The sequence below is a fragment of the Citrobacter sp. Cb023 genome (genome assembly GCF_030336805.1).
Classification (GTDB): Bacteria; Pseudomonadota; Gammaproteobacteria; order Enterobacterales; family Enterobacteriaceae; genus Citrobacter; species Citrobacter braakii.
Genome location: NZ_JAOWCV010000025.1, coordinates 160,737 through 186,852, shown reverse-complemented (window position 1 = coordinate 186,852; position 26,116 = coordinate 160,737). Strand labels below are relative to the sequence as shown.

The following is a 26,116-nucleotide window of genomic DNA, read 5'->3' as shown; positions in this document are numbered from 1 at the left end:
GTGAACAATCCCTGAGGTTCAACATGTCCATTCGATTTGCCAGCAAAGAAGACTGTGCCGCCATTGCAGAAATCTACAACCACGCGGTACTGCATACGGCGGCTATCTGGAACGATCAAACGGTCGATGCCGAAAACCGTATCTCATGGTATCAAGCCCGCCAGTTGATGGGCTATCCGGTGCTGGTGAGTGAAGAGAATGGCGTGATTACAGGGTACGCCTCCTTTGGCGACTGGCGTAACTTTGATGGATTCCGTCATACCGTTGAACATTCGGTATATGTCCATCCTGCTCATCAGGGTAAAGGCCTGGGACGATCGCTGCTCAGCAGGTTAATAGAAGAAGCCCGCGCGTGCGGCAAGCATGTGATGGTTGCGGGCATTGAGTCTCAGAATCAGGCGTCGCTGCATCTGCACAGTACGCTGGGTTTTAAAACCACCGCGCAAATGCCACAGGTTGGCACGAAATTTGGGCGCTGGCTGGATCTGACTTTTATGCAGTTGCAGTTAGACGATCGCCGCGAACCGGATGCCAGCAGATGAACCAGACGCTAACCCTCTCCTTTCTGATTGCCGCAGGTATTGGTCTGGTGGTGCAAAATACCTTGATGGTACGCATCACGCAGACGTCCTCGACGATCCTCATCGCCATGTTACTTAACTCTCTGGTCGGGATCGTGCTGTTTGTCAGCATACTGTGGTTTAAGCAAGGTATGGCGGGGTTTGGGGAACTGGTTTCCAGCGTGCGCTGGTGGACGCTAATCCCTGGTTTGCTAGGATCGTTCTTTGTTTTTGCCAGCATCAGTGGATACCAAAATGTGGGCGCAGCAACCACTATCGCGGTGCTGGTGGCCAGCCAGTTAATCGGCGGACTGGTGCTGGATATTCTGCGCAGTCATGGCGTGCCGCTGCGGGCGTTGGTGGGGCCGGTCTGCGGCGCGGTGCTGCTGGTTGTTGGGGCCTGGCTGGTGGCGAGACGTTCGTTTTAATTGCGCTTATCCGGCCTGAACATGCAGGCCGGATAAGGTGTTACTTCGCCATCTGGCCACAACGAATTAAAGGATTGTGCCGCCTTTGGTCAACTGTTCGCGACGGGTTTCCATATCCTCTTTATGCTGACGGCCATGATGTGCGATAGCCGTACGCAAACGCTGTTGCTGGGTGTAACGTTCTTCCCGGCTCAGCACGACATCATCGCTGAGTTCAATCAGCAATTCATTCATATGCGTAATGACGCTCTCTTCAATGGCGGCATCAACACGTGCGCTGACCTCATCCAGATGCGACATAACCTCTCCTTAACTCATTAATTTAATTTTGCTTTTGAAAAATCGCTGCCCATCAGGCTAACGCTGTATCCGCTGACGTTGCTGCGCGTCGCGTAAAACGTTTTCCCGTTTGCCAACGCAATCCACGGAGCCTGCTGGTAGAAAATTTCTTGCGACTGCTGGTAAAGCGCGGCGCGTTCTTCCGGTTTACTCACCAGTTTCGCCTTTTGAACCAGCGAATTATACTCTTTATCGCACCAGCGCGCGGCGTTAGATCCGGTTTTAATGCTGTCACAGCCCAGCAGTACATCGGCGAAGTTGTCCGGATCGCCGTTGTCTGACATCCAACCGAACAACGCGGTGTCATGCTCACCTTTACGCATTCCGGAGAGATATTCGCCCCACTCGTACGACACAATTTTCGCCTTCACGCCAACCTTCGCCCAGTCGCTTTGGATCATCTCGGCAATCCGTCGGGAGTTCGGGTTGTATGGGCGCTGAACCGGCATTGACCACAGCGTCGCTTCAAAGCCGTTTTCCAGTCCCGCCTGTTTCAGCAGATCTTTCGCTTTTTGCGGGTCATAAGCGTAATCCTGCAAATCTTTATTGAACCCCAACATATTCGGCGGAATTGGCGATTTTGCCACCGTACCGGAACCTAAAAAGACGGCGTTAATAATGGCCTTTTTGTCTGTCGCGTAGTTAAGCGCCTGACGCACCAGCACGTTATCAAACGGTTTTTTCTCGGTATTAAACGCCAGATACCCGACGTTCAGCGCTTCAACCGAATGCAGCGTCAAATCTTTATTCTTCTTAATCTCGTCAAACTGTACAGGTGCAGGTGCCGGAATTATCTGGCATTCATTGGTTTGCAGTTTCGCCAATCGGGTCTGAACGTTTGGCGTGATTGAGAAGATCAGGTGCTTCGTGGGGACGGCGCCGTCCCAGTAGTTGGGGTTGGCGAGATAGCGGATTTGCGAATCCTGCTTGTACTGCTGCAACACGTATGGCCCGGTGCCAATTGGCCAGTTATCGACGTTTTCCGGAGTGCCTTTTTTCAGCATCACGTCGGCATATTCCGCAGAGAGGATGGAGGCAAAATCCATTCCCCAGTCGGCAAGAAACGCGGCGTTAGGTTCATTAAGGATAAACTGAACATGATAATCATCGACCTTCTTCACTTCTTTAATCAGTTTATCCAGACCGACATCGTTGAAGTATTCGTAGCTTCCCTGAGAAATTTTGTGGTATGGATGATCGGCATCTTTCTGTCGTAATACCGAGAAAACCACGTCATCAGCGTTGAAGTCACGGGTTGGTTTGAAGAATTTATTACTGTTGAATTTCACGCCCTGACGCAGGGTAAAAGTGTAGGTCTTACCGTCCGGCGAAATCGTCCAGTCCGTTGCCAGAGACGGAACTGGCGTATTTTTTACCGGATCAAAGTTGATGAGTCGGTTGTAGAGCACCTGTGAGCTGGCCACAAACGATGGACCGGAACTGGCGATTTGCGGGTTAAATGACTCTGGCGACGCTTCTGAGCAGTAAATGAGAGTGTCAGTATTGGCCGCGAACGCCGCGCCTGATGGTAAGACGGCGCTGAGCGCCAGCGCGAGTAACGTTTTCCTTGCAATCATGGTTATAAGCCTTCTTATTTTATTATTAACCGGGATATCAGAGCATAGCTGACAAAAACTGACCAATAACAAATCACTATCAGGTTATTCTAATCCGGTGTATTTCGCTGAATAATTCATCACCCTAAGAGAATTAATTTCCCTTAAGTCTTTTTCAAAACGTCAAGATTTTTCCCGGCACTCTATGCCATGAAAATTCGCCCCTTTTTGCCTCTCTTCCACCGTTTGCTCGTTTTTATAAAACGTAAAGTAGATACGTGAAGAAGTCTAAGGGGTAACAACGTGGCAAAAACTCTCTTGCGCAGCGGCAATTTGGATGACTATCAGGCCGTGGGCGGCGGTGGTCAGGCCGTGTTTGATTCAGCATTGCAAATTCGTGAAACGCTTCGCCTGCGTAAACAGCAGGCGATGGTGGATTGTCTGGCGATCCCACAAATTAACGACAACGGCGATCGCGTTGACTGGTATTCGCCGATTGAAGGGAAAGCTGTTGCATGGAAAGCCGCTGATGAAGAGGCCCGTTTTCGTGCGCTGCGCTATCTGGGGAGCACGCTGGAAAATGCGGCGGCGCTGAGCCGTAAAAGTCTGCAATCGGGTAAAACCTCCCTGCAACTGTTTGGCTCACTGCTGGAAAAAGCCATCCAGTTTCCTGGTGAGAATCACGTGTTTCTGGTTGAAGGTAAACCCGTTATTACGTTCTGGGGTTTCGTCAATCTGAATGAAAATCCTCGCGACGATGTGCTCGATTGCCTGCGCCTTGCCGATATTCCTCCGGTCGTCACCGTAGCGGAGCCTGAGCCGGAAGAAGAAATCACTGCCCAAATCACCTTCGCCGAGGCCGAGGCGCCTTTGTTGACTCCAGTCGTTGAGCTACCTAAACCGGCTGAACCTGAACATGAACTACAACCCCCGGTCGTTGTTAACGAACCTGAAGTCTCGCCGCCGCTCGCACAGAAGAAACCCGCACGTCGCCTGCCGCTGTGGAGCCTGCCCGTTGCCGCGGTGATCATTGCAGCCATGGTTGGGCCGCTGCTGTGGAAGCAACAGCCCACCCCGCCCGTACCCGCTGTTCCCCCTGCAGACGTCGCTAAGTCAGATATAGCACCGCTGCCAGAACTGACATCTGCACTGCCGCTGCATCGGGCTGAAGTGGTTCCGGTCGCCAAAAAAGAAAAACCTGTCGAGGGACCGGTCGTGATCGCCGCGATTCCGAAAGATGCGCTGGTGATGGATGCCAACCAGATGAAGGCAGGAACGACGCGTTTTCTCAACGGTAACTGGCGCGTAATGGTTGATGTTAAAGATCCGGTTAGCGGTAAAGCGCCGTCGCTGCGCTATCAGATCCAGGCCAATAAAGGCACGGCGCGCGTGGTTCATGGCGACAATATTGTTTGTCGTGCCGAGATTTTCTCCGGTTTGCATCAGTCAGGTGAATTAATGATTAAGAGTCGCGGGAATGCCCGTTGTACGGACGGGTCACGTTATCCGATGCCGGAAATTACCTGCAAAGCGGGAACCAATGACGTCGCTGCCTGTACCGCACGTTATGACGATCACGCGGAAATCCCTCTGACGATCAAAAAGATAGGTGCCTGATTTTATGTTGGTGAATCTGTGTGACTACAAACAGAGCGTGACGCTCATCGCCAATAGCGGTGTGCAATTTCTGGATTTTGGCCTGACGCCGCAGGAATCTGCGCATCATGGTCGCTTTGTGCGCAAAACGGCAAACGGTCCCCTGCTGCGGCTGGATTTCGATCTGACAACCGGACGTTATACCTTACCTGGCAGCACCGGCGGTCAGCCCGAAGTGGTGAAGCCGGAAAGCACCCAGAAGCTGCATTATTCGCTGAACGTGCTCGACGGTGTCTGGCTGCCGCTGCCGTTCCTGCGCTTTAATCCGCCGCGTACGTTCGTTGAAGGCCCGGATAACTGGGCGCGCGTACAGGTGCGAAAGCTGGCGCAACCTGACAGCGCGGGCAACACCCACCGCGTCACCGTGGCGCTGGACAGCCAGCTCACTGAAAATGCCCCTGCGGCGTTAACCCCCAACGAAAATGACCTGCTGAACGGTACGCGATTTGCGCTGGCCTGGCATGACAACGAAATTGCCGATTTCCTCGACCAGACCTGGATTGACGGCTGGTTGCGCGAATCCTTTATGCATCATGTCACACAGCGTGAGAACCGCTCAGAACAAGAGATCCAGCAGGCGCTGCGTAACTTTGAATATCAGGCGCACTGGCTGAATGTGCTAACCCTGTTAGGCGAGCAGCTTTCCGTCCCGGAAGTGAAGCTGGTCACGCATACCCTCAGCACGCCCGCCATTCCCGTTGATCTTATCCTGGATATCGGTAACACCCATACCTGTGGCGTCCTGATTGAAGATCACGGGGATGCCAATGACGGACTGCGCCAGACAGCCGAATTGCAGGTGCGTTCGTTAAGCGAGCCACAGTTTCTCAACGATCCGTTGTTCACCAGCCGACTGGAGTTTTCCGAAGCGCGTTTTGGTAAGCAGCACTTTTCCGTGGAGAGCGGCCGTGATGATGCCTTTATCTGGCCGTCGATTGTCCGCGTTGGCGATGAAGCCCGAAAGCTGGCGATGCAGCGCATGGGCACTGAAGGCAGCAGTGGGATCTCCAGCCCGCGCCGTTATCTGTGGGACGAAACGCCGGTGTTGCATGACTGGCGCTTTAGCCAGATGAATGGCAAAACCCAGCGCGAACCACTGGCTACCGCCTTCCCGCTGATGAACCTGATGAACGATGACGGGCAACCGCTGTTCAGCCTGCCGCAGGATGATCGTCTGCCGGTATTCTCACCGCAATACAGCCGCAGTACGCTGATGACGCATATGTTGTGCGAAATACTGGCCCAGGCGCTGGGGCAAATTAACAGCGTGGCGACGCGTTTGCGCCTCGGATTCCCGGCATCTCCTCGTCAGTTGCGTACGCTGATCCTGACCCTGCCGTCGGCGATGCCCAAACAGGAGCGTGAGATTTTCCGCCTGCGCATGTTTGAAGCTATTGCGTTGGTCTGGAAAGCAATGGGCTGGCACCCGCAGGATGAAGACTTCACCACCCGTAAACAGCAGGAAAAGAGCGTGGTTCCCGTACCTGAGATCCAGATGGAATGGGATGAGGCCAGCTGCGGGCAACTGGTGTGGCTGTATAACGAAGCTATCTCTCACTACGATGGCCACACCGAATCGTTCTTTAACGCCCTTGCCCGCCCGGACCGTCTGCCGGAGCCTGGTGAGACTAAAGGTCGTGCGCTGCGCGTGGCATCGATCGACATTGGCGGCGGGACAACGGATATGGCCGTCGTCCATTACCAGCTTGATGACGGCGTGGGTACAAACGTCAAAATTACCCCGCATCTGCTGTTCCGTGAAGGCTTTAAGGTTGCGGGCGATGACATGCTGCTGGACGTGATTCAGCGTTGCGTGTTGCCTGCGCTGCAAACCCGCCTGCAACAGGCTGGCGTGACCGACGCCGCCGCATTGCTGGCTACGCTATTTGGCGATTCCGGGCGCATCGACACCCAGGCGATTTTGCGTCAACAAACGGCGTTACAACTCTTTATGCCGCTCGGTCATGCGGTACTTTCAGCCTGGGAACAAAGTGATATTAACGATCCGGTAGCGGGTCTGCATGCCACCTTTGGCGAACTCCTGAGCCAGCAACCAACGCGCAACGTACTGAATTACATCCAGCAGGCTATCGATCATGCGTTGCCTGCGGGATCGCCAGCGTTTGATGTGTTGAGCGTGCCGTTACAGGTGCAGTTCCGGCAGTTACAAGAAGCGTTACTGGCGGGCCAGTTTACCCTGACCTCCCCACTGCACGCGGTCTGTGAGGCCATTTCACACTATCGCTGCGATATTTTATTAGTGACCGGCAGACCCGCCTGTTTACCTGGCGTACAGGCGTTGATCCGCCATCTGCAGCCCGTTCCGGTTAATCGTATGATCTGGATGGATAACTACCGCGTACATGAGTGGTATCCGTTCAGCCAACAAGGGCGGATTGGTAACCCCAAATCCACCGCAGCAGTTGGTGCCATGTTGTGTAGCCTGGCGCTGGATCTACGCTTGCCGCGTTTCAACTTTAAAGCTGCCGATATCGGCGCTTACTCGACCGTACGTTATCTCGGCGTGTTGGATAATACGGTCAATACGCTGCGTGATGAGAACATCTGGTATCACGATATCGATCTGGATAAGCCCGGCGCGAAGCTGGATGCCCGCCTGCACTTCCCATTGCGCGGCAACGTTACGTTAGGTTTCCGTCAACTGGCCAACAGCCGTTGGCCTGCCACACCGCTGTATACGCTCAGCATAAATTCTGCCGAACTGGCAAAAACCATCGCCGGAGATGGCGTGTTGAATGTACGGCTGCAGCTACGCGGTGGTAGCAAAGAAAGCGGCCCGGAATTTTTCGTACTGAGCGATGCGTGGTTACAGGATGGCACTCCCGTTGCCGCCAATGCCTTAACGTTAAAACTGAATACGCTGGCAGACCGACGCCATAGCGGGAGCCATTACTGGATTGATAGCGGGAGCGTGTACCTGAAATGAGTAAGATGTTAAACACCGCGCAGGCCGCCATCGAGTGGGTAACTGATACCCGTCAGCGTGCGGCGCGTCTTGATGATGAAGCGGATGCCCTGTTGGCACAGCTCACCCTGGCCGCCGTTAATGAGTCTGCATTGAAGACAACCTTTTCATCGCGAGGATGCGTTGGGCTTTACGGACATTCGCAATCGGCAAAAGCGCACCTGCTCACAGCATTGTGCAGCAACGCCAATGGCAAAGTGAATATCGTTACCCCGGATCGCAGCTTTGATTACTTTTCACATATTAATCCTGGTCATGCGCCAACCAACATGGCGATCCGTTTTACGCGTGATGAAAATCCGCTCGATGGTGAATGGCCGTTGCGCCTGCGGCTACTCAGTGAAGCCGAACTGGTACAGCTATTTATTACCCAGTTCTGTGCGCTTGCGGACAACCGCCAGGTCGAGAAATCGATTATTGAGGCGCGCCTGGAAAAATGGCAAACGTTGCGCCAGCGTCATCCGGTGCCGGGCATTACCGCGCATGATGTCGCGGCAATTGGTCGTTTCTGGCGCGCCTGCGTACCGGCCAGACAGCAGCAATTTGACGACGCGCTATGGCATCAGTTTGCCACGCTGCTACCCGCTCTGGATCTGACTACCCGGGCAAACGCCTGGGCGTTACTGTGGGGAGAACAACCAGAGTTGACGCAACAGTGGTTGGCGCTGGCGCATACGCTGCAACAAACCGGGAGCGCGCAAGAACTCGCGGCTCCGCTGAGCCTGCTGGTTGACCATTTTGGTTTACCTGCCGAGAGTTTCCTGACTCAGGTAGCATTGAACGGGAATGAGGCGCAAAGCGATGTGGTGGTTCATCCAATAGAAAATGATCAGTTGCTCAATGCGGTCAGCCTTTCTCAGGCTTCGCTGGCGCTGCTCACGCGCGAGCTGGTCCTGACGGTTGAAGACGCGGTACTGGAAAATGTCGATCTGCTGGATATTCCCCTCGCCCCGGATGTTCATCCCCATCCATTGTGGCAGGCCAAATTAGGCTGGATGCTGGAACATTATCGCCAGCATCTGCAACCGGATGTACTTTTAATCTGTAATGCGGTATCTACCCGCTCCCAGACGCCCGCCATCACCCGCAAACTACTGGGCTGGGTTAACGACACTCAGCCCGTACATGACGCCGCATTGCCGGGAGTGGTCTGGGCCATTACTCCGCAGGATGCGCGGTTTAGCACTCAGCAAAATCTTGATGAATCTGTGCAGCAATTAATGGGCAAGCCCGGACTGCACTGGGGCACGCTGCAGGCGCTGGATAAACACAGCTTACAACGCCTCGTCGAATGGCTGACTCAGGCAACCTCGCCCCAGCAACGCCAGGCGAGATTGACCTCCCTGCGTGAGCAGCACCAGCAGCGCGTACGCGAAACCCTGATCGGCTGGATTAACCCCGTTGAAACCGAATCGGGTAGCAATGAGTCGGTGATCCGCCAGCTCCAGGCCCAGGCGGCAAAACATGGCGAACTCCTGGACGGTTTGCTCCCGCCGATGCGCCTCTTTGAGTCGCTACTGCGTGTTCAGCAGCCGCGCGAGGAACAGGTGAGCGGATTATTTAATGAAGAGATTGACCTGTTTGCCGAGGTGCGTGACACACCGCACTCGCCGGAAAGCAAAGAGACCGGGTATCAGGCGCACAAAATGTGGGTTAACCACGTGCGCCAGTGGTGTCGCGATGAAAATAATGCGCGCCGTTTACGTCTCGAGCCGCGTACGCTAAGGCAGGTTGCTGATATCCTCGTTACCACCAGCTATCGGCTGGAGATGCCGCAACGCTTACAGCGCATTATGCAGCGAGAAAACGTCTGCGCCGCGCAGCTTCATGCCGATATTGGGGATTTTATTACCTGGCTTGGATTTGCCAGCGTGGCAGAGGAACAGCGTCCGGCCAGCAGGATCCAAAAAGGATCGGCTATTTTTAGTGCCCCGGCGCAACAACCGATGTTACGGTTGACGAAACTGGATGAACAACCTTCGCATGGCGCAAGCCGTTACGTTTACGACTGGCTGGTCGCTTTGTATACCCGCGCCAATGAAAACGTGGGATATCAGCATCCGCAGGATGTTTTCGCAGCCGACAAAAAACGATTAAATGCACTGCTTTCCTCCTGAAACGGCGTTTACGCCGTCATCAGAAGAGAGAAAACATTAACGCGACGGGAAAACTCATCGGCCAGGTCGCCCCGACTAATACCGCGCTGAGAAAACGAATCCGCTTTTTATCGCGGGAAAGAAACCAGGTGATGATTGCCGTGATAGCGGCCATCACCGCATAAAAAACCAACATTTTTTGGTACAGAGACATGTCAGGCATCCGGGCCGAAAGGTAAAATCGCGCGCAATATGCTCTTTTTCATGACCTACATCAAGTTTTATTAATTATTTTAAGAGAAACGCCGGTAAAACAAGCCGTTTTCATTATGTTCAGAATCCGTACTATTGCGGATAGTTATAACCCGTACTATACCCATAAGGGTTAAAACGAAAGGTGGCACAAATGAATGTTTCCAGTAAAACTGTGGTGCTGATAAATATATTTGCTGCTGTAGGACTTTTCAGTCTGATTTCCGCAAGGTTTGGCTGGTTTGCTTGATGTCGTTCTTCTTGATTAATTGCAGCGTCCGCTGGCAGAGAGGCTCTTCTCTCTGCCATTAGTACACGATTTTCCCACTATCCTGCCACCCGGTAAATTATCCTTAGTATGTAATCCCCCTAATCCTTCTGCGGCATTATATTGCCCGCATAACGGCTCGGTGTTGTGCCGGTATGCTGATGGAAAAAAGCGATAAAAGCACTGTCACTGACAAATTCCAGATATTGCGCCATCTGGCTGATCTGCCCCCCGTCAGCCAGCATCTCCATGGCTTTTAATAGTCTAAATTGCTGCCGCCAGCTCTGATAATTCATCCCGGTATCCCTGGTAAATATTCGACTGATCGTCCTCTCGCATGCCCCAACCCGTTGGGATAATTGATTTAGTCGTGGTGGCAATTCGCCCATACGTACTCCTTCAAGCCACACGTTCAGCCGTGGATCTGAGGGAAACTGCAACGTCCAGTTTTCACTGTGGGCGGCCCGCATTTCCTCACAGAAAACGGTGATAAGACTGGCCTGCTGCGCGGCAGGCATTTCCCATGGCCAGAAAGCCATACGTTCTATTACTTCAAAAAAGAGAGGATTAACGTCGACTATCTGCAGCGGTAATTTAGATAACGGCAATGTAGTTGAAAAATACAACGAACGATAAGCCATCACGCCACGCATTATGGCGCGATGTACCGTACCAGCCGGGATCCAGACCGCGCGCCGTGGCGGTAGCAGACACAGGGCATGCTCCAGCTCAATCGTAATGCTTCCCGCTGCCGAAAAAAGTAGCTGATGACGAAGATGGCTATGCCGGCCGGAATCGTGTACGCCCATCTCGGAGGCAATCCCGATTACCGGTTTATCAAAGCTATCCGCATCGAAATCATCATCCGGGGCAATTTCCATTATCTGTCCGATAGTTGATATTTAAAGTCTTGATAATGGTAATGCGACACCTCCCTTTCAGCAATAATGCCCGCCAGTTTTCTGTCTCTCTGGATATTCCTATGAACACTCTTCGCCGCCCGCCGCTGTGGCTTCTTACTTTGCTGATTATGTTTCCGCAACTGGTGGAAACCATTTATAGCCCGGCATTGCCAGGAATCGCCACGTCTTATCACGTAAGCAGTGAGCGCGCGGCGCAAACACTCTCCGTTTATTTTATTGCCTTCGCCGTCGGCGTGGCGATGTGGGGTTGGCTGAGCGACTGCCTCGGTCGACGTTGGGCGATGCTGGCAGGACTTATCTGCTATGGGTCAGGTTGTGCCCTGGCCGTGGTTGCCACTGACTTCAGAGTTTTGCTGCTGGCGCGGATGATCTCAGCCATCGGCGCGGCTGCCGGGTCAGTGGTGGTACAGACCATGTTACGGGACACGTATGAATCAACCGCGCTATCCCGCGTCTTTTCCGTGATGGGCGCTGCGCTGGCATTGAGTCCCGTTTTCGGCCTGCTAAGCGGAGGTTGGCTGGTCAGCCTGTATGGTCATACCGGTGTATTTATTGCCCTTGTGCTGCTGGCGCTGCTACTGCTACTACTGACTGCGACCATGCTGCCAGAAACCCGGCCCGAAAATACGCTCAGACCCAGCCTTGCTGCACTGCTCTCCCGTATGATGCGTGACCGCGAGCTGTGGAAAAATACCATGCTGGTTGCGCTGCTGAACACCATGCTGTTTAGCTATTACAGCCTGGCTCCGTTTCTTTTCGGGCAATTGGGATGGAGTTCCAGAGCCTTTGGCTGGACGGGGGGACTACTTGCGTTTGCTTCGCTGTCGGGCAGCCTGCTGAACCGGAGATTATTGACGACAGACCTGACGTCGGAACAGAGGGTACGTTATGCCTGTGCGCTGGCAGCATTGTCAGGCCTCGCCGCGTGGTGGTTACAGCACTCCGCGTGGATTCTGATACCGGTTTTCGGCGCGGTGATTGCCTATGGCATCGCGATCCCTAATGTACTGAGTCAGGCCCTACGCCACTATCGTGAACAGGCCGGGGCCGCCGGTGCATTATTCGGATTAAGCTATTACCTGTTGCTGGGAATGATGCTGGGGGTGGCAGGCATGGTGCAACAATTGGGGCTGGTTCTGAGCGTCTGTGCGCTACTCGCCTGGATTTGCAGCTTGCGCCGCGGATAACCGGATGACGTTCCTCCTGACATTAAGCTGTAATGCTTGCCAGTTAACGAGGATGAGTGGCACATACGCAGGTAATGAATCTGTTGCCTCCGGCGTATTGCTACGTTCACCTTATGTTTGTCACATCTCTGAGGCAATACGACCTGTGAACGTGTTAAGGGTACTATCGCCGTACCCTTAACAATCCGGGCTCCCGGCGGGAAAATTGCCGCTCCGCGGTCCCCTCCGTTTATTCCTCCAGGCTACCGGGCCGGGCGCGAGGTAGCGTCCCTGCAAAACGCGCCCTGAACCCGCATCCCTGCGGGTTCTCCCGACCTTACGGAAACACGTCGGCAATTTTCAGCCGGACCAGCCCACACCTGACCCCCTGCGTTTTTTATCTGAACAGCAAAACAGATTTAACTGGAAGTCAGTGCGTTGCAGCGATGACCCCGTTCCGGCTGAAAATCGATGAGGCGTTGACGGCTGACCGGGTCTGCCCGCAGGGATGCGGTGGTGAGCCTCTCTTGCACGTTCACGGGTGTCTGAGCCTCAGAGAATTGATATCGCTGAGGTGAACGGAACCCTGAGCCGAAATCACATGTTCGCCGTAATGCTTAATTGACAAGCATTACGACATTAAGCCGGGGCTTTGTTGTATAAATTAGCCTGACCTCGCGGATATTTCCAACTTACCGCCGTCCGATGGCGACGAGGCCAGTGGCGCGAATAATATAGACACACGTTTGCCAGTATTTAGCTATCCGTGCCGCATTTATCGCTCGCGCTTAATACATTACTCATGCTTGATCATGACATGGCGAACAATCGTGTAATCTTCCAGCCCGTAAACCGACATATCCTTGCCATAACCAGACTGTTTTTGTCCGCCGTGCGGCATCTCGCTGACCAGCGTGAAGTGGGTATTGACCCAGGTGCAACCATACTGCAGGCGAGCGCTAAATCGATGCGCGCGCCCCACATCCCGAGTCCAGACGGAGGATGCCAGGCCGTATTTCGAATCGTTAGCCCACGCCAGCACCTGATCTTCATCCTCAAATACGGTGACGCTGACCACCGGACCGAAAACTTCCCGCTGCACGATAGCATCTTCCTGCTTCGCCCCGGCCAGCAGCGTCGGAGCAAAATAGTAGCCTGCGCCGTCCACTTTTTTACCACCGGTGATGACTTTGATATGCCCCAGTGCTTTGGCTTCATCGACCGCTTTAGTCACGCGATCGAGGTGCGCCTGCGAGCTTACCGGCCCCAGCTCCGTCGATTCGTCATTCGGTGCACCGATTTTCAGACTGGCAACCGCGGCACCGAGTTTCTCAACCAACGCGTCATAAATGCCTTTCTGGGCATAGATTCGACAAGCGGCAGTACAGTCTTGTCCGGCGTTGTAATACCCAAAGGTTCGCACGCCGCTCACCACCGCATCCAGATCGGCATCATCAAAAATGATGACCGGGGCTTTGCCGCCCAGCTCCATATGTGTGCGCTTAATCGAAGGCGCGGTGTGCTGGATAATGTGTTCACCGGTCGCAATGGAGCCGGTCAGGGAAACCATCCGGACTTTTTCATGACCGGTCAGCGGGTCACCCACCGTTTTGCCACGGCCAAAAAGCACGTTGATAACGCCAGGCGGATAAATATCTTTGGCAAATTCTGCCAGTTTAAGAGCGGTTAGCGGGGTGATTTCTGACGGTTTAATCACCACGCAGTTACCCGCCGCCAGCGCCGGTGCCAGCTTCCACGCCGCCATCATCAGCGGGTAGTTCCACGGCGCGATAGAGGCCACCACGCCCAGCGGATCCCGACGAATCATCGACGTATGCCCTTCCAGATACTCTCCGGCCGCCTGTCCTTGCAGGGTACGAGCTGCCCCGGCGAAGAAGCGGAAAACGTCGACGATTGCCGGAATTTCATCGTTAAGGACACAGTGCAGCGGCTTACCACAGTTAAGCGATTCCAGCTCAGCGAAGGTTTGCGCGTTATCGGCGATAGCATCCGCCAGTTTCAGCAGCAGTTCGGAACGGACTTTCGGTGTGGTTTGTCCCCAGGAGGCAAATGCGCTGTCTGCTGCACGTACCGCCGCATCAACCTGCCCGGCTGACGCCTCGGCAATCTCCAGAATGCGTTCTCCAGTGGCAGGGTTATAGACTGGCTGCTTTTCACCTTCACCGTTGACCAGCTCGCCATTAATCAGTAATTGATGTTGCATAGCAATTTCCCATATCGTCGTTTATTTACCGTTTCCGGCGAGAGTGTCGCCTTCACGCGTTAGCCACCAGGCCCCTAAAATTGGCAGTGTTGTCACCAGCATTACCAGCAATGCCACAACGTTGGTGACAGGCACATCTCGTGGTCGACCCAGTTGATTGAGCAGCCACAAAGGAAGTGTTCTTTCATGTCCGGCGGTGAACGTTGTCACGATGATTTCATCAAACGACAAAGCAAACGCCAGCATCCCTCCCGCCAGCAGTGCCGATGCCAGGTTTGGCAGCACGACATAACGAAAGGTTTGCCAGCCGTTGGCGCCAAGATCCATAGACGCTTCAACCAGACTCCATGAGGTACGGCGAAAACGCGCCACGACGTTGTTAAATACCACCACCACGCAAAACGTCGCATGGCCGACCACGATGGTGAGAAAACCGGGTTCCAGGTTGATAGTTTTAAACGCCGTCAGTAGCGCCAGACCGGTAATAATCCCCGGCAGCGCGATCGGCAACAGCAGCAACAGCGATATTGCGCTTTTACCAAAAAAGTCCCTGCGCCACAGTGCGGCAGCGGCCAGCGTCCCCAGAACGAGAGCAATGGCCGTCGACAACGCAGCGATTTTAAGTGACAACGTCACCGATTCCAGAATATCGCTACGTTGCGCCGCAACGCTAAACCACTTCAGCGTTAACCCCTGTGGTGGAAAACTAAAAGCAGCCTCCTCAGTATTAAAAGCATAGGTGGCGATGATGAGGATGGGAAAGTGCAGGAAAATAACCCCGCCCCATGCCGCCAGTTTGAGTAACCAGGGCGCGCGTTCAGAGTGCATCGAAAGCTCCCAGACGCTTCACGAACGCCAGATACAGTGCGATTAACACAATCGGCACCAGAGTAAATGCCGCCGCCATCGGCATATTGCCGATCGCCCCTTGTTGCGAATACACCATATTGCCGATGAAATAGCCTGGCGGTCCCACCAGTTGCGGCACGATAAAATCGCCCAACGTCAGAGAGAAGGTAAAGATCGACCCTGCCGCGATACCGGGTATCGCCAGTGGCAGGACCACATAGCGGAAAGTCTGATGCGGACGAGCGCCCAAATCAGCGGAGGCCTGTAAGAGCGAAGGCGGAAGTCTCTCCAGCGCGGCTTGTACCGGCAGGATCATAAACGGCAGCCAGATGTAGACGAACACCAGAAAACGCCCTAACCCTGAAGTCGACAACGTATTGCCGCCTACCGCAGGCAGCGTCAGGAACGAAAGCAGCAGCGGCTCCAGCCCCAGATGGGTTAAAAACCACTGCGCCACCCCGTCTTTAGCCAACAGTAACGTCCATGCGTAGGCTTTAACAATGTAACTGGCCCACATCGGCAACATCACAGCAATGTAAAAAAAGGCTTTCATTTTGCCACTGGTATATCGCGCCATATACCACGCCATCGGAAACGCCAGAATCGCGCTGGCAATGGTGACCGCCACCGCCATCGTCAGGGTACGCAAAATGATGTCGTAGTTGGCGGGATTAAACAGCGCCTGCAAATTCGCCAGCGTCAGGTCGGGGGTGACCGACATGGTGAAATCATCGAAGGTATAAAAACCTTGCCACAACAGCGTCAGTAATGAGCCGAAGTAGACGATCCCAAACCACATCAGCGGTCCGAGGAGCAGCAAAAACAGCCCCAGACCCGGATTACGCCAGAAGAACCCTGAGATCCGGTTCAGACTTGTCGACTGTGGAGGCGAATGTAAGACATTCATAGCCATTCACCTCTCCTCAACCAGCGGTACCATCACGTCGCGTGACCACGATGCCATCACCTGTTGACCCGGCGACAGCGTTGTTGGCAGCATTTCTCCCGTCAGGTTCGCCTGGCTAACCAGCAATTTTTCACCGCCGACAAGTTTCAGCTCAAAACGTGTCGCCGCGCCCTGGTACTGCACCGCCTGGATAACCCCCCGGGCCTGGACTTCACCACTGGTATCATTCAAGCGAATGTGTTCCGGACGCAGGGAAAACATACCCTGTAGCCCGCAAACGTTCGCTGACATCGTTTCATCAAAAACATTTGACGTCCCGACGAAACTTGCCACAAACGGTGTGCGCGGACGCATGTACAGTTCACGCGGAGAATCCACCTGTTCGATGCGACCATTATTAAACACCGCCACACGATCGGACATCGACAGGGCTTCACCCTGATCGTGGGTGACAAAAATGAAGGTGATACCCAGGGATTGCTGTAATTTTTTCAGTTCCAGCTGCATCTGCTCACGCAGCTTAAGATCCAATGCCCCGAGCGGTTCATCCAACAGCAGGACGCGCGGTTCATTGACCAGCGCGCGGGCAATCGCCACGCGTTGCCTCTGACCACCGGAAAGTTGCGATGGTTTGCGTTCATAAACAAAACCGAGCGCAACCTTATCCAGCGCTTCACGTGCTTTGGCGTGACGCTGTTTTTTATCAATACCTTTGACCATCAGCCCGTAGGCGACATTGTCGAGAATCGACATATGCGGGAATAGCGCATAATCCTGAAATACCGTATTGACGTCCCGTTCCCAGGGCGGCAATTCGCTGGCCTGCTTACCAAAAATGGTGATTGCGCCGCCTGACAGTTGCTCAAACCCTGCAATAAGGCGCAGACAAGTGGTCTTGCCGGAGCCGGATGGCCCCAGCATAGAGAAAAACTCACCGTCGTTAATCGCAATACTCACCCCATCAACTGCACGAACATCCCCGTACAGACGCGAGACGTTATGAAACTCCACTGCGTACGTCATAAAACCCCCAGCGGAATTAACGACCGCCCATAATGGCGATGTAATCCTGCGTCCAGCGACTGTAAGGAACGAATTTGCCACCTTCTGCGATCGGCGTTTTCCAGAAGGCAATTTTGTCAAAGTAGCTATAGCCGTTGGTTTCACAGCCCTTTTCACCCAGCAGCGGGCTGGCTTTACAACCTTCAGGCACGACTGGCAGAGAACCAAACCAGGCTGCGACGTCGCCCTGAACTTTCGGGGTTAATGACCAGTTCATCCATTTGTAAGCGCACACCGGGTGTTTGGCTTCGCTGTGCAGCATGGTGGTATCAGCCCATCCGGTAACCCCTTCTTTTGGGAAGACCGTGGCAATAGGCTGGCCTTCTCCTTTCAGGGCGTTCGCCTGATAAGGCCAGGCGCTGGACGCCACCACACCTTCGTTTTTGAAGTCGCTCATTTGTACGGTGGTATCGTGCCAATAGCGATGGATGAGTGCGTGTTGATCGCTCAGGACTTTGATCACCGCCTGATACTGTTGTTCGGTGAGCTGATAGGGATCGGTAATGCCCAGTTGCGGCTGAGTCGCCTTAACGAATAATGCAGCATCGGCAATATAGATCGGGCCATCGTAGGCTTGAACGCGTCCTTTATTGCTTTTTCCGTCCCCAAGTTTTTGCTCAACAAATACCACGTTCCAGCTATCCGGCGGCGTTGGGAAAATTTTGGTGTTGTACATCAGCAGGTTTGGCCCCCACTGGTACGGTGTGCCGTAAACTTTTCCGCCAACGTTAAACCACTCGCCTTTTACCACGCGCGGATCGATGCTTTTCCAGTTAGGGATCAGCGCGGTATTAATCGGCTGAACGCGTTTTCCCATAATCAGACGCAATGAGGCATCACCGGAAGCGGTAACCAGGTCGTAGCCGCCTTTTGCCATCAGGCTGACCATTTCATCAGAAGTGGCCGCTGTTTTAACATTGACCGCGCAGCCGGTCTCTTTCTCAAACTGCGAGACCCAATCATATTGTTTATCGGTCTGTCCACGTTCGATGTAGCCCGGCCAGGCAATAATATCCAGACGGCCTTCCGGTTTATCTAAGGATGTCGGGGGTTCGGCTGCTTGTGCAGTCATCAGCGTCATACTGAGTGCGCACAGGCTACTGAGGGCAAACTGCTTGCTCATAACGTCTTACTCCTGTCTAAAAAATATTGAGCGGCAGCCTTGCCGTAAATATATGTCCTTTCCTAAAAATAGTCGGGGTGTTGTAAGCGTTCCTGCTGGCGCAAGGAAATTTAATCAGGTTGTGAGCTAACGCTCATTACGCTACTGATGCTGAACGGGAGCTTTAATCTTCTGGAGTATAGACAAGGAGTTAGGTGCAACGGTGGCAATAGTAAGAACTATTGATTTTTTGTATGGTAGCACCCGATATAAATAACATCGGGGTTAGGTATTCTCTATTTCGAAAATAAGAACGCGCTATTCTTTTATATTGAATAGCGCGTTACGTTTTATTTCATCATCTCGCGAATTAATTTTCCCAGCTGTTTCACAGCCTGTTCCTCACGCTCTCCCCAGTGCCATGCGGTATTAAAGCGAAAAAAACGAGTCCAGCTCCCCGAGGTCGAAAACATTTTTCCCGGTGCAATGCTGATATGGTGCGCCAGTGCCTGGGTGCTGAGCACGCCTGCATCAAGCGGTTCAGGCAGTTCCAGCCACAGAAAATAGCCGCTGTCGTTATGGTGAATTTTGACTTCCGCCGGAAGATGGCGCAGCAACGTTTGCCAGGCCTGCTGTTTGCGTTCCGCCAGTTGACGGCGTAAGCGGCGCAGATGCGCGTCATAGCGCCGGGTTGACAGATAATCCACGAGCGCAAGCTGCATGGGGGAACTGGTGGATAACGTGCTCATGAGCTGGAGTCGCTGAATACGTCGAGCATGCTTCCCGGCCGCCACCCAGCCCACGCGAAATCCGGGCACCAGGCACTTCGAGAAAGACGAACAATGCAAAACGCTGTCGGCGCGATCCCAGGCTTTGGCTGGCAGTGGTTTTTCGCGACCAAAGTACAGCTCGCTGTAGACATCATCTTCTATCAGCATTACATGATATTTTTCCAGCAATGCGACCAAGTGCGCCTTTTTCTCTGTGCTGAGCGTAAAACCCAACGGATTTTGGCTGTTGGTCATCAGCCAGCAGGCTTTTACCGGATACTCCTGCAACGCTTGCTCCAGCGCGGTAAGATCGATCCCCTCTTTCACATCGGTGGCAATCGAAAGCGCCTTCAGCCGTAATCGCTCCAGGGCCTGCAACGCCCCATAGAAACAGGGATTTTCGACAATCACCCAGTCTCCCGGTTCGGTAACCGCCTGCAGGCTCAGGTTGAGGGCATCCAGCGCACCGGTAGTGATGACAATTTCATCAGGTGAAATGGTCATCCCCTGTTGAGCATAGCGGCGGGCAATGGCATGGCGCAGCTCATCATTTCCCGGCGGCAGGTTTTCTATCACGCTCATGGCGGTCGCGGTTTTACTGACCTGGGCCAGCGAGCGGTTCAACTGCTGGAGGGGAAACAGACGCGGGTCAGGGAATGCAGAGGCAAATGGCATCACTGACGCATCCCGGCTGGCCTGCAGCATATCAAAAATATAGGTGTTGATATCCACCGCTTCATCGCGCATCACCTGCGCCTGCGGCGCTGCCAGCTCACGTTCAGGGCGCGCGGCAACATAGTAACCCGACTGCGGCCGGGCGATAATCCGGCCCTGACTTTCCAGCAACTGATATGCATGTCCGACGGTCATAAAACTCATGCCGCTGCTGACCACCTGCTCGCGCAAGGATGGCAAGCGATCGCCGGGCTGCCATACGCCAGACGCGATTTGATCGCGAATTTGCTCAGCCAGTCGCTGGTATTTTTTCATTTTTCGTCCTGATAATCGGTGTCGGTGACACGCACTGTATATATCAGTTTACATAATCAGGGTGTTTTTTATAACTGTTATAGTTAACAGTTTTACAACATTGTTACTGACAGCTCCTTGCCTAAGGCGCGTGCAGCTATTTGCACAGCATCAATTTTTGTTGCGTGCTTTAAATCGAACAAACGGGTAATTTCCTGCTTAGGCCTGCCGATCCTGTTTGCCAGCTCCTGCTGGGTGATTTTTGATTCAAGAAAGGCATTTAACAAAAGAACCTTCGACGCAATGCTCAGGGGGATTTCCACATAGTCACCTTCAGCGCCAACCGCCGAAGGTAAAGGAATCGGTTCGTTATCGTCGAAATAGAATTCAAAAGCGGTCACCAATGCAGACTGCGCAGCCTGCAAAGCCCCATGACGGGTTTCGCCCTGAGTTAATGCTTCAGGAATATCCGGGAAAGAAACCACGAATCCACCTTCCACGGCGGGGATTAGATTAACGGGATAACGCATGATTTTTTCAAAATCTCTCATATAATTAACCTCATATTGATGATGACTGTAAGCCAAGCTGCTTCAGGATCGATTTTCGCAAGGCTTCTTTTATTTCATCACCAGGATGCCTGGGCATAACGCTACGCCTTCCCTGATACCTCAACTTCAGATGATTTGAGCCGTTTGTAACAGCCACTCCCTGAGATTCAAGCCAGCGTCTGAACTCACTTTGCTTCACTGCGCCTCCCTGTCGTCTATTATACGCACAAAGTAAACATTTATGATTACCTTTTCATTACCTCGCTAGTGATAGCGTAAAATCACTCGCATGGGGAGGACGCGATTCAATAACAGGAATCCAGGTTCCAGATTTCATATCAGCCAGGCTAACCTATAACAGCACGACAACTGTTATGGTTAAAAAGAACTGTTCTGTTTCTGCCTTCCATTGCTTCGCAGCCTTAGAATTGCGCTAAATCAATTTTGCCTGCGGAGCTAAGCATGTTCGGTCTTGACGCGTTTCACCTGGCGAGGATCCAGTTCGCGTTTACGGTATCCTTTCACATCATCTTTCCGGCGATTACCATTGGCCTCGCCAGTTATCTGGCGGTGCTCGAAGGGTTATGGTTAAAAACGAAAAATCCGACCTGGCGCTCGCTATACCATTTCTGGTCGAAAATATTCGCCGTAAACTTTGGTATGGGCGTGGTTTCCGGGCTGGTGATGGCTTATCAGTTCGGCACGAACTGGAGTGGTTTTTCTGAGTTCGCCGGTAGCATCACCGGGCCGCTGCTGACCTATGAAGTATTAACCGCCTTCTTCCTCGAAGCAGGCTTCCTCGGGGTAATGCTGTTTGGCTGGAATCGGGTTGGCCCAGGGCTTCACTTCTTCGCGACCTGTATGGTTGCGCTGGGTACTATTATTTCTACCTTCTGGATCCTCGCCTCCAACAGCTGGATGCAAACGCCACAGGGCTATGAAATTGTTAACGGGCAAGTCGTTCCCGTCGACTGGTTCGCCGTGATTTTCAATCCTTCCTTCCCTTATCGTTTGCTGCATATGTCCGTTGCCGCCTTCCTGAGCAGCGCGCTGTTTGTCGCGGCATCAGCCGCATGGCATTTATTGCGCGGTAATAGCACGCCAGCAATTCGCGCGATGTTTTCAATGGCGCTGTGGATGACGTTAATCGTCGCCCCGCTGCAGGCCTTAATTGGCGATATGCACGGGTTGAATACGCTGAAGCACCAGCCTGCAAAAATTGCGGCGATTGAAGGACACTGGGAAAATCCGCCCGGTGAACCGACCCCGCTGCTGTTGTTCGGCTGGCCGGATATGGAGCAGGAGCGCACCCGCTATGGGCTGGAAATCCCGGCGCTGGGCAGCCTGATCCTGACTCATAGTCTGGATAAACAGGTCCCGGCGTTAAAAGAATTTCCGAAGGAGGACAGGCCCAATTCCACCATCGTGTTCTGGTCGTTTCGCATTATGGCAGGGTTAGGCATGCTGATGATCCTGCTGGGCGCGTTTGCCCTGTGGCTGCGTTATAAGGAGCGGCTATACACCTCACGTCCTTTCCTGCGTTTTGCATTGTGGATGGGGCCCTCCGGTCTGATTGCCATCCTTGCTGGCTGGGTGACCACCGAAGTTGGCCGTCAGCCGTGGGTGGTTTACGGTTTGCAACGTACGGCGGATGCGGTTTCCGCACATGGTGATTTACATATGAGCATCAGCCTATTGTCTTTCTTTGTGGTGTATAGCTCGGTGTTTGGCGTGGGTTACAGCTACATGATCCGCCTGATCCGCAAAGGACCACAGGAAGATGAGCCGACCATTCCACCAACAGGCACGCCGGCGCGGCCGCTTTCTGCTGTCGTTCTCGATTCTCAACCGGAGGCACACCGCTAATGGGTATCGATTTATCAGTTATCTGGTTTGTAATTATCGTGTTCGCCACGCTGATGTATATCGTGATGGACGGTTTTGATCTCGGGATCGGTATTTTATTCCCTGCGATTTCGGATGCGGATGACCGCGATGTGATGGTCAACAGCGTCGCCCCGGTATGGGACGGTAATGAAACCTGGCTGGTGTTGGGCGGCGCCGGATTATTCGGCGCTTTTCCCCTGGCCTATGCGGTGATTGTCGATGCGCTGACGATCCCGTTGACCCTGATGCTCATCGGCCTGATATTTCGCGGCGTCGCGTTTGAGTTTCGCTTCAAAGCCACGCCGGCGCATCGACCATTCTGGGATAAAGCTTTTCTCGGCGGTTCAATCCTCGCGACATTCACTCAGGGTATTGTGGTCGGTGCCGTACTCAATGGATTTTCCGTCACCGGACGCAGCTACAGCGGCGGTCCTTTCGACTGGCTGACCCCCTTTACCCTGTTCTGCGGCGTGGGCCTGGTTGTAGCCTACGCCCTGTTGGGGGCAACATGGCTGGTGATGAAAAGCGAAAATCCGTTGCAGGATAAAATGCGCTGCGTGGCAAGAAAACTGCTGCTGGCGATTCTGGTTGTCATTGCCATTATCAGCCTGTGGACGCCGCTGGCGCACAGCGCCATTGCCGAGCGTTGGTTTAGCCTGCCCAATCTGTGGTTCCTGATGCCGGTTCCGCTCCTGGTTGCGCTGATTAGCCTCTGGCTGTGGCGCTCGCTGGGTCAGCAAAACAGCCATATGCTGCCTTTTGTATTGACGCTGGGGCTGATTTTTCTCGGGTTCAGCGGGCTGGGGATCAGTATCTGGCCCCACATCATTCCACCGTCCATTACGCTGTGGCAGGCGGCAGCTCCGGCGCAGAGTCAGGGCTTTATGTTGGTTGGCGCGCTGCTGATTATCCCGATAATCCTGGTGTACACCTTCTGGAGCTACTACGTTTTCCGCGGCAAAGTTCAACATGGTGAGGGGTATCATTGATGCAACAAACAATCTGGAAACGCCTGATGTGGCTGGTGATCCTCTGGGGCGGCAGCGTGCTGGCCCTGGCCGCCGTTGGTATGTTCTTTCGTCTCCTGATGACGGCCGCCGGATTTAAATCCTGATTCTCTCTCTGATAACAACCGGGCAGCGCTGCACTGCCCGGTTGTGACAAATCCCAACGTTATCTAAACAAAAATGTAAAAAACATCGAAATGACAAAACAGAGATTGTCATTAACCCGATTAAAATATTGAATAGTCACCTGGCGAAATTATCGTCAATTCCGCAGCTAACGTACCAGAGGGTGCATGATGTTTAAGAAAGGGTTAACGGTGTTATTGCTGGCCAGCGCGCTTTTTTCCGGTCAGCTTCTCGCTACTAATCAGGGACATGAATATCTTCAGGTGCAGGATGCCGATCACTTATTACGACACACGGCCGACAGCGATGAACTACGAATGACGGCGGAAGAATCCGCCGCCGATCTTCGCGAACACCATTACTGGCAAAAATCACGCAAACCCGATACACATCAGAGCTAACCGTTAGCTTTTACGCTTTGGCAACGTTTTCAGCAGTTCTTCAGGGCTGACGGAAGCCACCACGCTGCCCGGCAACGGCATCTTCAGAATGTGATGTTTCATCTTGCCGATCACGTGCATTTCGCACGGTCGGCAATCAAATTTCAGCGTCAAGACCTCATCGCCGTTAACCAGTTGCATCGGCGTGGCTTTCCAGCTTTTGATATTTCCTTTCGCCTGTTTCGGACACAGGTTAAACGCAAAACGCAGGCAATGTTTGGTGATCATCACCGGCACATCGCCCTTCTCTTCATGCGCCTCATAGGCGGCATCAATCAACTGCACGCCATAACGGTGATAAAACTCTCGCGCTTTATGGTTGTAGACGTTAGCCAGAAAGCTCAGATGCGTTTGCGGGTAAACCGGCGCCGGCTGGGCAACCGGTTTACGGCGACCGCGCTGATAGTTTTGCAAACGAGCGGCATCCAGCATGTCGACCGCTTCACGTCGCAGCTGATTCAGTTGACCGTTAGGCACGAACAATGCTCCCGGCAGATTCACCTGAATATTACGGGCGTAATACAGCGTTTGTCCCAGTTTTGCCAGGCCATCCTGCAGGTTGCTCAACGCTTTTTCTGCATTGTTCGCTTCCTCAAACTGGCCGTCCAGCGTATGGGTGATACTCACCCCCTCCTCACTGGTGAGCGTCAGGATCAACTGTTCCTGCCAGCCGCCCAGCTCAATATCGACCGCGACGCGGCGTTCGCTGGAGGTTTTGGTCAACGCTTGCTGCCAGTTATGATCGAGATTGCGGTTCAGCGGATGGTTGGCGCGCACTTTGTGCAGGTCGGCGGGCATTTCATTCGGCCACACCCGATAACGATTGTGCCCCGTTTTTTCAACGGTGTTGGCGCGAAATCCGACGACCTCACGCTTGATTAACACGTTCAGACCATCCCCGTTGGCCAGCGGTTCTGTTACCTCAACATCGAGATGATCTTTTGCCACCTTCAGGACTTCGCCAACCGGCAGACCGATGAACTTTGGTGAGTCGAATGCGCCGATATCCCCCTTACGGGCATTCACAAAATAATCGGTGCTGCCGCGATGGAAGGTCTTTTCCGTGGATGGAGTAAAGAAATGTTCGGTACGCCCGGCTGAAGAACGGGCAAGATCGCCGCGCTCTTCAATAATGGCGTCCAGCATCTGACGATAATGCGCGGTAATATTCTTCACATAGCTCATGTCTTTATAGCGCCCTTCAATTTTGAAGGATCGCACGCCTGCGTCAATCAACGCGCCGAGGTTGGCGGTCTGATCGTTATCTTTCATCGACAGCAGATGTTTTTCATAGGACACGACGCGCCCCTGATCGTCTTTCAGGGTATACGGCAGGCGACAAGCCTGAGAACAGTCACCGCGGTTAGCGCTACGTCCGGTTTGCGCATGTGAAATATAACACTGGCCTGAATAGGCGACGCACAGCGCACCGTGAATGAAAAATTCAATAGTCGCATCCGTAGCCTGATGAATGGCGTTTATTTGCTCAAGGCTCAGTTCGCGCGCGAGGACAATTTGGGTGAATCCGACGTCAGAAAGAAACTTCGCCTTCTCGACGCTGCGAATATCACATTGGGTGCTGGCGTGCAGCTCAATGGGAGGAATATCCAGCTCCAGAATCCCCATATCCTGCACAATCAGGGCGTCAACGCCGGTCTGATACAGATCGGTAATTAATCGCTGTGCGGGCTCCAGCTCGTCATCATGCAAGATTGTATTTAGCGTCACAAAGATTTTCGCCCCGTAACGATGCGCAAACGGCACCAGTTCGGCGATATCTTTCAGGCTGTTACTGGCGTTATGACGCGCGCCAAAACCCGGTCCGCCAATGTAAACGGCGTCAGCGCCGTGCAAAATGGCTTCACGTGCAATGGCGGTATCCCGGGCCGGGCTTAACAATTCAAGGTGATGAGGCTGCTGACGCATACAGTTGTTACCATCCACAAGTGGTAAAAATGGCGGCTATTGTAGTCACAAGCGCGGCTTTTCGGA

General features: G+C 53.4%; 24 protein-coding genes. 11 read left to right on the top strand and 13 right to left on the bottom strand.

The window, feature by feature from the left end:
- The first annotated feature begins 23 nt into the window (after positions 1-23).
- Positions 24-542: a GNAT family N-acetyltransferase gene (locus OGW44_RS02205; RefSeq protein ID WP_047498607.1), complete on the top strand. Its 519-nt coding sequence runs from the start codon at positions 24-26 to the stop codon at positions 540-542.
- Entirely contained in the window at positions 539-988 is a 450-nt protein-coding gene (locus tag OGW44_RS02200; protein ID WP_016156572.1) for a DMT family transporter, read from the top strand. Before OGW44_RS02205 ends, OGW44_RS02200 begins: the two co-directional genes overlap by 4 nt.
- Positions 989-1,054: 66 nt before the next feature.
- Here OGW44_RS02200 and OGW44_RS02195 read toward each other — a convergent pair whose 3' ends face one another.
- Together OGW44_RS02195 and OGW44_RS02190 are read right to left on the bottom strand one after the other, a co-directional pair.
- Complete coding sequence (locus tag OGW44_RS02195; protein ID WP_016153143.1) at positions 1,055-1,288, bottom strand: YdcY family protein; 234 nt, start codon at positions 1,286-1,288, stop codon at positions 1,055-1,057.
- Between the two features lie 17 nt (positions 1,289-1,305).
- Positions 1,306-2,904 (bottom strand): ABC transporter substrate-binding protein, encoded by a 1,599-nt coding sequence (locus tag OGW44_RS02190; protein WP_016156573.1) that lies wholly within the window; start codon positions 2,902-2,904, stop codon positions 1,306-1,308.
- 282 nt (positions 2,905-3,186) lie between these two features.
- On the opposite strand from OGW44_RS02190, the gene OGW44_RS02185 reads away from it, so the two are divergent.
- The 3 genes from OGW44_RS02185 to OGW44_RS02175 are packed head-to-tail and all read left to right on the top strand — an operon-like array spanning position 3,187 to position 9,642.
- Entirely contained in the window at positions 3,187-4,500 is a 1,314-nt protein-coding gene (locus OGW44_RS02185; protein WP_181599233.1) for an SrfA family protein, read from the top strand.
- Between the two features lie 4 nt (positions 4,501-4,504).
- Entirely contained in the window at positions 4,505-7,486 is a 2,982-nt protein-coding gene (locus OGW44_RS02180; RefSeq protein WP_185654624.1) for a virulence factor SrfB, read from the top strand.
- Positions 7,483-9,642, top strand: a complete 2,160-nt coding sequence (locus OGW44_RS02175) for a virulence factor SrfC family protein (RefSeq protein WP_131405935.1) — start codon at positions 7,483-7,485, stop codon at positions 9,640-9,642. Before OGW44_RS02180 ends, OGW44_RS02175 begins: the two co-directional genes overlap by 4 nt.
- A 19-nt stretch (positions 9,643-9,661) precedes the next feature.
- Here the strand turns inward: OGW44_RS02175 and OGW44_RS02170 are convergent, their stop codons facing one another.
- Positions 9,662-9,835: a GhoT/OrtT family toxin gene (locus tag OGW44_RS02170; protein ID WP_016153148.1), complete on the bottom strand. Its 174-nt coding sequence runs from the start codon at positions 9,833-9,835 to the stop codon at positions 9,662-9,664.
- Between the two features lie 192 nt (positions 9,836-10,027).
- On the opposite strand from OGW44_RS02170, the gene yncL reads away from it, so the two are divergent.
- Positions 10,028-10,123, top strand: coding sequence for a stress response membrane protein YncL (yncL, locus tag OGW44_RS02165; protein WP_071524268.1), 96 nt, complete (start codon positions 10,028-10,030; stop codon positions 10,121-10,123).
- Positions 10,124-10,242: 119 nt separating this feature from the next.
- Here the strand turns inward: yncL and OGW44_RS02160 are convergent, their stop codons facing one another.
- A complete protein-coding gene (locus OGW44_RS02160) occupies positions 10,243-11,022 on the bottom strand; it encodes an AraC family transcriptional regulator (RefSeq protein WP_053389780.1) in 780 nt (259 codons plus the stop codon).
- A 101-nt stretch (positions 11,023-11,123) separates the two neighbouring features.
- Here OGW44_RS02160 and OGW44_RS02155 point away from each other — a divergent pair, with 101 nt between their 5' ends.
- A complete protein-coding gene (locus tag OGW44_RS02155; protein WP_185654625.1) occupies positions 11,124-12,251 on the top strand; it encodes a multidrug effflux MFS transporter in 1,128 nt (375 codons plus the stop codon).
- A gap of 775 nt (positions 12,252-13,026) precedes the next feature.
- Here the strand turns inward: OGW44_RS02155 and patD are convergent.
- The 8 genes from patD to OGW44_RS02115 all read right to left on the bottom strand — a co-directional run bounded on the left by patD (position 13,027) and on the right by OGW44_RS02115 (position 20,863).
- Entirely contained in the window at positions 13,027-14,454 is a 1,428-nt protein-coding gene (gene patD / locus OGW44_RS02150) for an aminobutyraldehyde dehydrogenase (RefSeq protein ID WP_016153151.1), read from the bottom strand.
- A 21-nt stretch (positions 14,455-14,475) separates the two neighbouring features.
- Complete coding sequence (locus OGW44_RS02145) at positions 14,476-15,282, bottom strand: ABC transporter permease (RefSeq protein ID WP_003020204.1); 807 nt, start codon at positions 15,280-15,282, stop codon at positions 14,476-14,478.
- Positions 15,272-16,216 carry an ABC transporter permease gene (locus OGW44_RS02140; RefSeq protein WP_016153152.1) on the bottom strand — a complete coding sequence of 315 codons (945 nt, stop codon included), beginning with the start codon at positions 16,214-16,216 and terminating at the stop codon, positions 15,272-15,274. Before OGW44_RS02140 ends, OGW44_RS02145 begins: the two co-directional genes overlap by 11 nt.
- Positions 16,217-17,233, bottom strand: coding sequence for an ABC transporter ATP-binding protein (locus tag OGW44_RS02135; RefSeq protein WP_016156582.1), 1,017 nt, complete (start codon positions 17,231-17,233; stop codon positions 16,217-16,219).
- A 16-nt stretch (positions 17,234-17,249) separates the two neighbouring features.
- Positions 17,250-18,395: a putative ABC transporter substrate-binding protein YdcS gene (ydcS, locus tag OGW44_RS02130; protein WP_016153154.1), complete on the bottom strand. Its 1,146-nt coding sequence runs from the start codon at positions 18,393-18,395 to the stop codon at positions 17,250-17,252.
- Positions 18,396-18,724: 329 nt separating this feature from the next.
- Entirely contained in the window at positions 18,725-20,134 is a 1,410-nt protein-coding gene (locus OGW44_RS02125; RefSeq protein WP_185654626.1) for an aminotransferase-like domain-containing protein, read from the bottom strand.
- Between the two features lie 92 nt (positions 20,135-20,226).
- Complete coding sequence (locus OGW44_RS02120) at positions 20,227-20,643, bottom strand: type II toxin-antitoxin system HicB family antitoxin (protein WP_131341011.1); 417 nt, start codon at positions 20,641-20,643, stop codon at positions 20,227-20,229.
- 31 nt (positions 20,644-20,674) lie between these two features.
- Positions 20,675-20,863 carry a type II toxin-antitoxin system HicA family toxin gene (locus OGW44_RS02115; RefSeq protein WP_049259794.1) on the bottom strand — a complete coding sequence of 63 codons (189 nt, stop codon included), beginning with the start codon at positions 20,861-20,863 and terminating at the stop codon, positions 20,675-20,677.
- 263 nt (positions 20,864-21,126) lie between these two features.
- Between OGW44_RS02115 and OGW44_RS02110 the strand changes: the two genes are divergently transcribed.
- The 4 genes from OGW44_RS02110 (at position 21,127) to OGW44_RS02095 (ending at position 24,085) form a co-directional block, all read left to right on the top strand.
- Positions 21,127-22,530, top strand: a complete 1,404-nt coding sequence (locus OGW44_RS02110; RefSeq protein WP_016153156.1) for a cytochrome ubiquinol oxidase subunit I — start codon at positions 21,127-21,129, stop codon at positions 22,528-22,530.
- Complete coding sequence (gene cydB, locus OGW44_RS02105) at positions 22,530-23,540, top strand: cytochrome d ubiquinol oxidase subunit II (protein ID WP_185654627.1); 1,011 nt, start codon at positions 22,530-22,532, stop codon at positions 23,538-23,540. The genes OGW44_RS02110 and cydB overlap by 1 nt, the downstream gene beginning before the upstream one ends.
- Positions 23,540-23,665 carry a DUF2474 domain-containing protein gene (locus tag OGW44_RS02100; protein WP_003020230.1) on the top strand — a complete coding sequence of 42 codons (126 nt, stop codon included), beginning with the start codon at positions 23,540-23,542 and terminating at the stop codon, positions 23,663-23,665. Before cydB ends, OGW44_RS02100 begins: the two co-directional genes overlap by 1 nt.
- A 189-nt stretch (positions 23,666-23,854) precedes the next feature.
- On the top strand, positions 23,855-24,085 hold the full coding sequence (locus tag OGW44_RS02095) for a DUF2554 family protein (RefSeq protein ID WP_016153158.1): 231 nt from the start codon (positions 23,855-23,857) through the stop codon (positions 24,083-24,085).
- A gap of 3 nt (positions 24,086-24,088) precedes the next feature.
- Here the strand turns inward: OGW44_RS02095 and OGW44_RS02090 are convergent, their stop codons facing one another.
- Positions 24,089-26,050, bottom strand: a complete 1,962-nt coding sequence (locus OGW44_RS02090; RefSeq protein WP_019076832.1) for a peptidase U32 family protein — start codon at positions 26,048-26,050, stop codon at positions 24,089-24,091.
- Positions 26,051-26,116 lie beyond the last annotated feature (66 nt).

What these genes read in the sequence shown, in the direction of transcription:
- OGW44_RS02205 (WP_047498607.1), top strand. Translation starts at nt 24, where the DNA reads ATGTCCATTCGATTTGCCAGCAAAGAAGACTGTGCCGCCATTGCAGAA.
- OGW44_RS02200 (WP_016156572.1), top strand. Translation starts at nt 539, where the DNA reads ATGAACCAGACGCTAACCCTCTCCTTTCTGATTGCCGCAGGTATTGGT.
- OGW44_RS02195 (WP_016153143.1), bottom strand. Translation starts at nt 1,288, where the DNA reads ATGTCGCATCTGGATGAGGTCAGCGCACGTGTTGATGCCGCCATTGAA.
- OGW44_RS02190 (WP_016156573.1), bottom strand. Translation starts at nt 2,904, where the DNA reads ATGATTGCAAGGAAAACGTTACTCGCGCTGGCGCTCAGCGCCGTCTTA.
- OGW44_RS02180 (WP_185654624.1), top strand. Translation starts at nt 4,505, where the DNA reads ATGTTGGTGAATCTGTGTGACTACAAACAGAGCGTGACGCTCATCGCC.
- OGW44_RS02175 (WP_131405935.1), top strand. Translation starts at nt 7,483, where the DNA reads ATGAGTAAGATGTTAAACACCGCGCAGGCCGCCATCGAGTGGGTAACT.
- OGW44_RS02170 (WP_016153148.1), bottom strand. Translation starts at nt 9,835, where the DNA reads ATGTCTCTGTACCAAAAAATGTTGGTTTTTTATGCGGTGATGGCCGCT.
- yncL (WP_071524268.1), top strand. Translation starts at nt 10,028, where the DNA reads ATGAATGTTTCCAGTAAAACTGTGGTGCTGATAAATATATTTGCTGCT.
- OGW44_RS02160 (WP_053389780.1), bottom strand. Translation starts at nt 11,022, where the DNA reads ATGGAAATTGCCCCGGATGATGATTTCGATGCGGATAGCTTTGATAAA.
- OGW44_RS02155 (WP_185654625.1), top strand. Translation starts at nt 11,124, where the DNA reads ATGAACACTCTTCGCCGCCCGCCGCTGTGGCTTCTTACTTTGCTGATT.
- patD (WP_016153151.1), bottom strand. Translation starts at nt 14,454, where the DNA reads ATGCAACATCAATTACTGATTAATGGCGAGCTGGTCAACGGTGAAGGT.
- OGW44_RS02145 (WP_003020204.1), bottom strand. Translation starts at nt 15,282, where the DNA reads ATGCACTCTGAACGCGCGCCCTGGTTACTCAAACTGGCGGCATGGGGC.
- OGW44_RS02140 (WP_016153152.1), bottom strand. Translation starts at nt 16,216, where the DNA reads ATGGCTATGAATGTCTTACATTCGCCTCCACAGTCGACAAGTCTGAAC.
- OGW44_RS02135 (WP_016156582.1), bottom strand. Translation starts at nt 17,233, where the DNA reads ATGACGTACGCAGTGGAGTTTCATAACGTCTCGCGTCTGTACGGGGAT.
- ydcS (WP_016153154.1), bottom strand. Translation starts at nt 18,395, where the DNA reads ATGAGCAAGCAGTTTGCCCTCAGTAGCCTGTGCGCACTCAGTATGACG.
- OGW44_RS02125 (WP_185654626.1), bottom strand. Translation starts at nt 20,134, where the DNA reads ATGAAAAAATACCAGCGACTGGCTGAGCAAATTCGCGATCAAATCGCG.
- OGW44_RS02120 (WP_131341011.1), bottom strand. Translation starts at nt 20,643, where the DNA reads ATGCGTTATCCCGTTAATCTAATCCCCGCCGTGGAAGGTGGATTCGTG.
- OGW44_RS02110 (WP_016153156.1), top strand. Translation starts at nt 21,127, where the DNA reads ATGTTCGGTCTTGACGCGTTTCACCTGGCGAGGATCCAGTTCGCGTTT.
- cydB (WP_185654627.1), top strand. Translation starts at nt 22,530, where the DNA reads ATGGGTATCGATTTATCAGTTATCTGGTTTGTAATTATCGTGTTCGCC.
- OGW44_RS02100 (WP_003020230.1), top strand. Translation starts at nt 23,540, where the DNA reads ATGCAACAAACAATCTGGAAACGCCTGATGTGGCTGGTGATCCTCTGG.
- OGW44_RS02095 (WP_016153158.1), top strand. Translation starts at nt 23,855, where the DNA reads ATGTTTAAGAAAGGGTTAACGGTGTTATTGCTGGCCAGCGCGCTTTTT.
- OGW44_RS02090 (WP_019076832.1), bottom strand. Translation starts at nt 26,050, where the DNA reads ATGCGTCAGCAGCCTCATCACCTTGAATTGTTAAGCCCGGCCCGGGAT.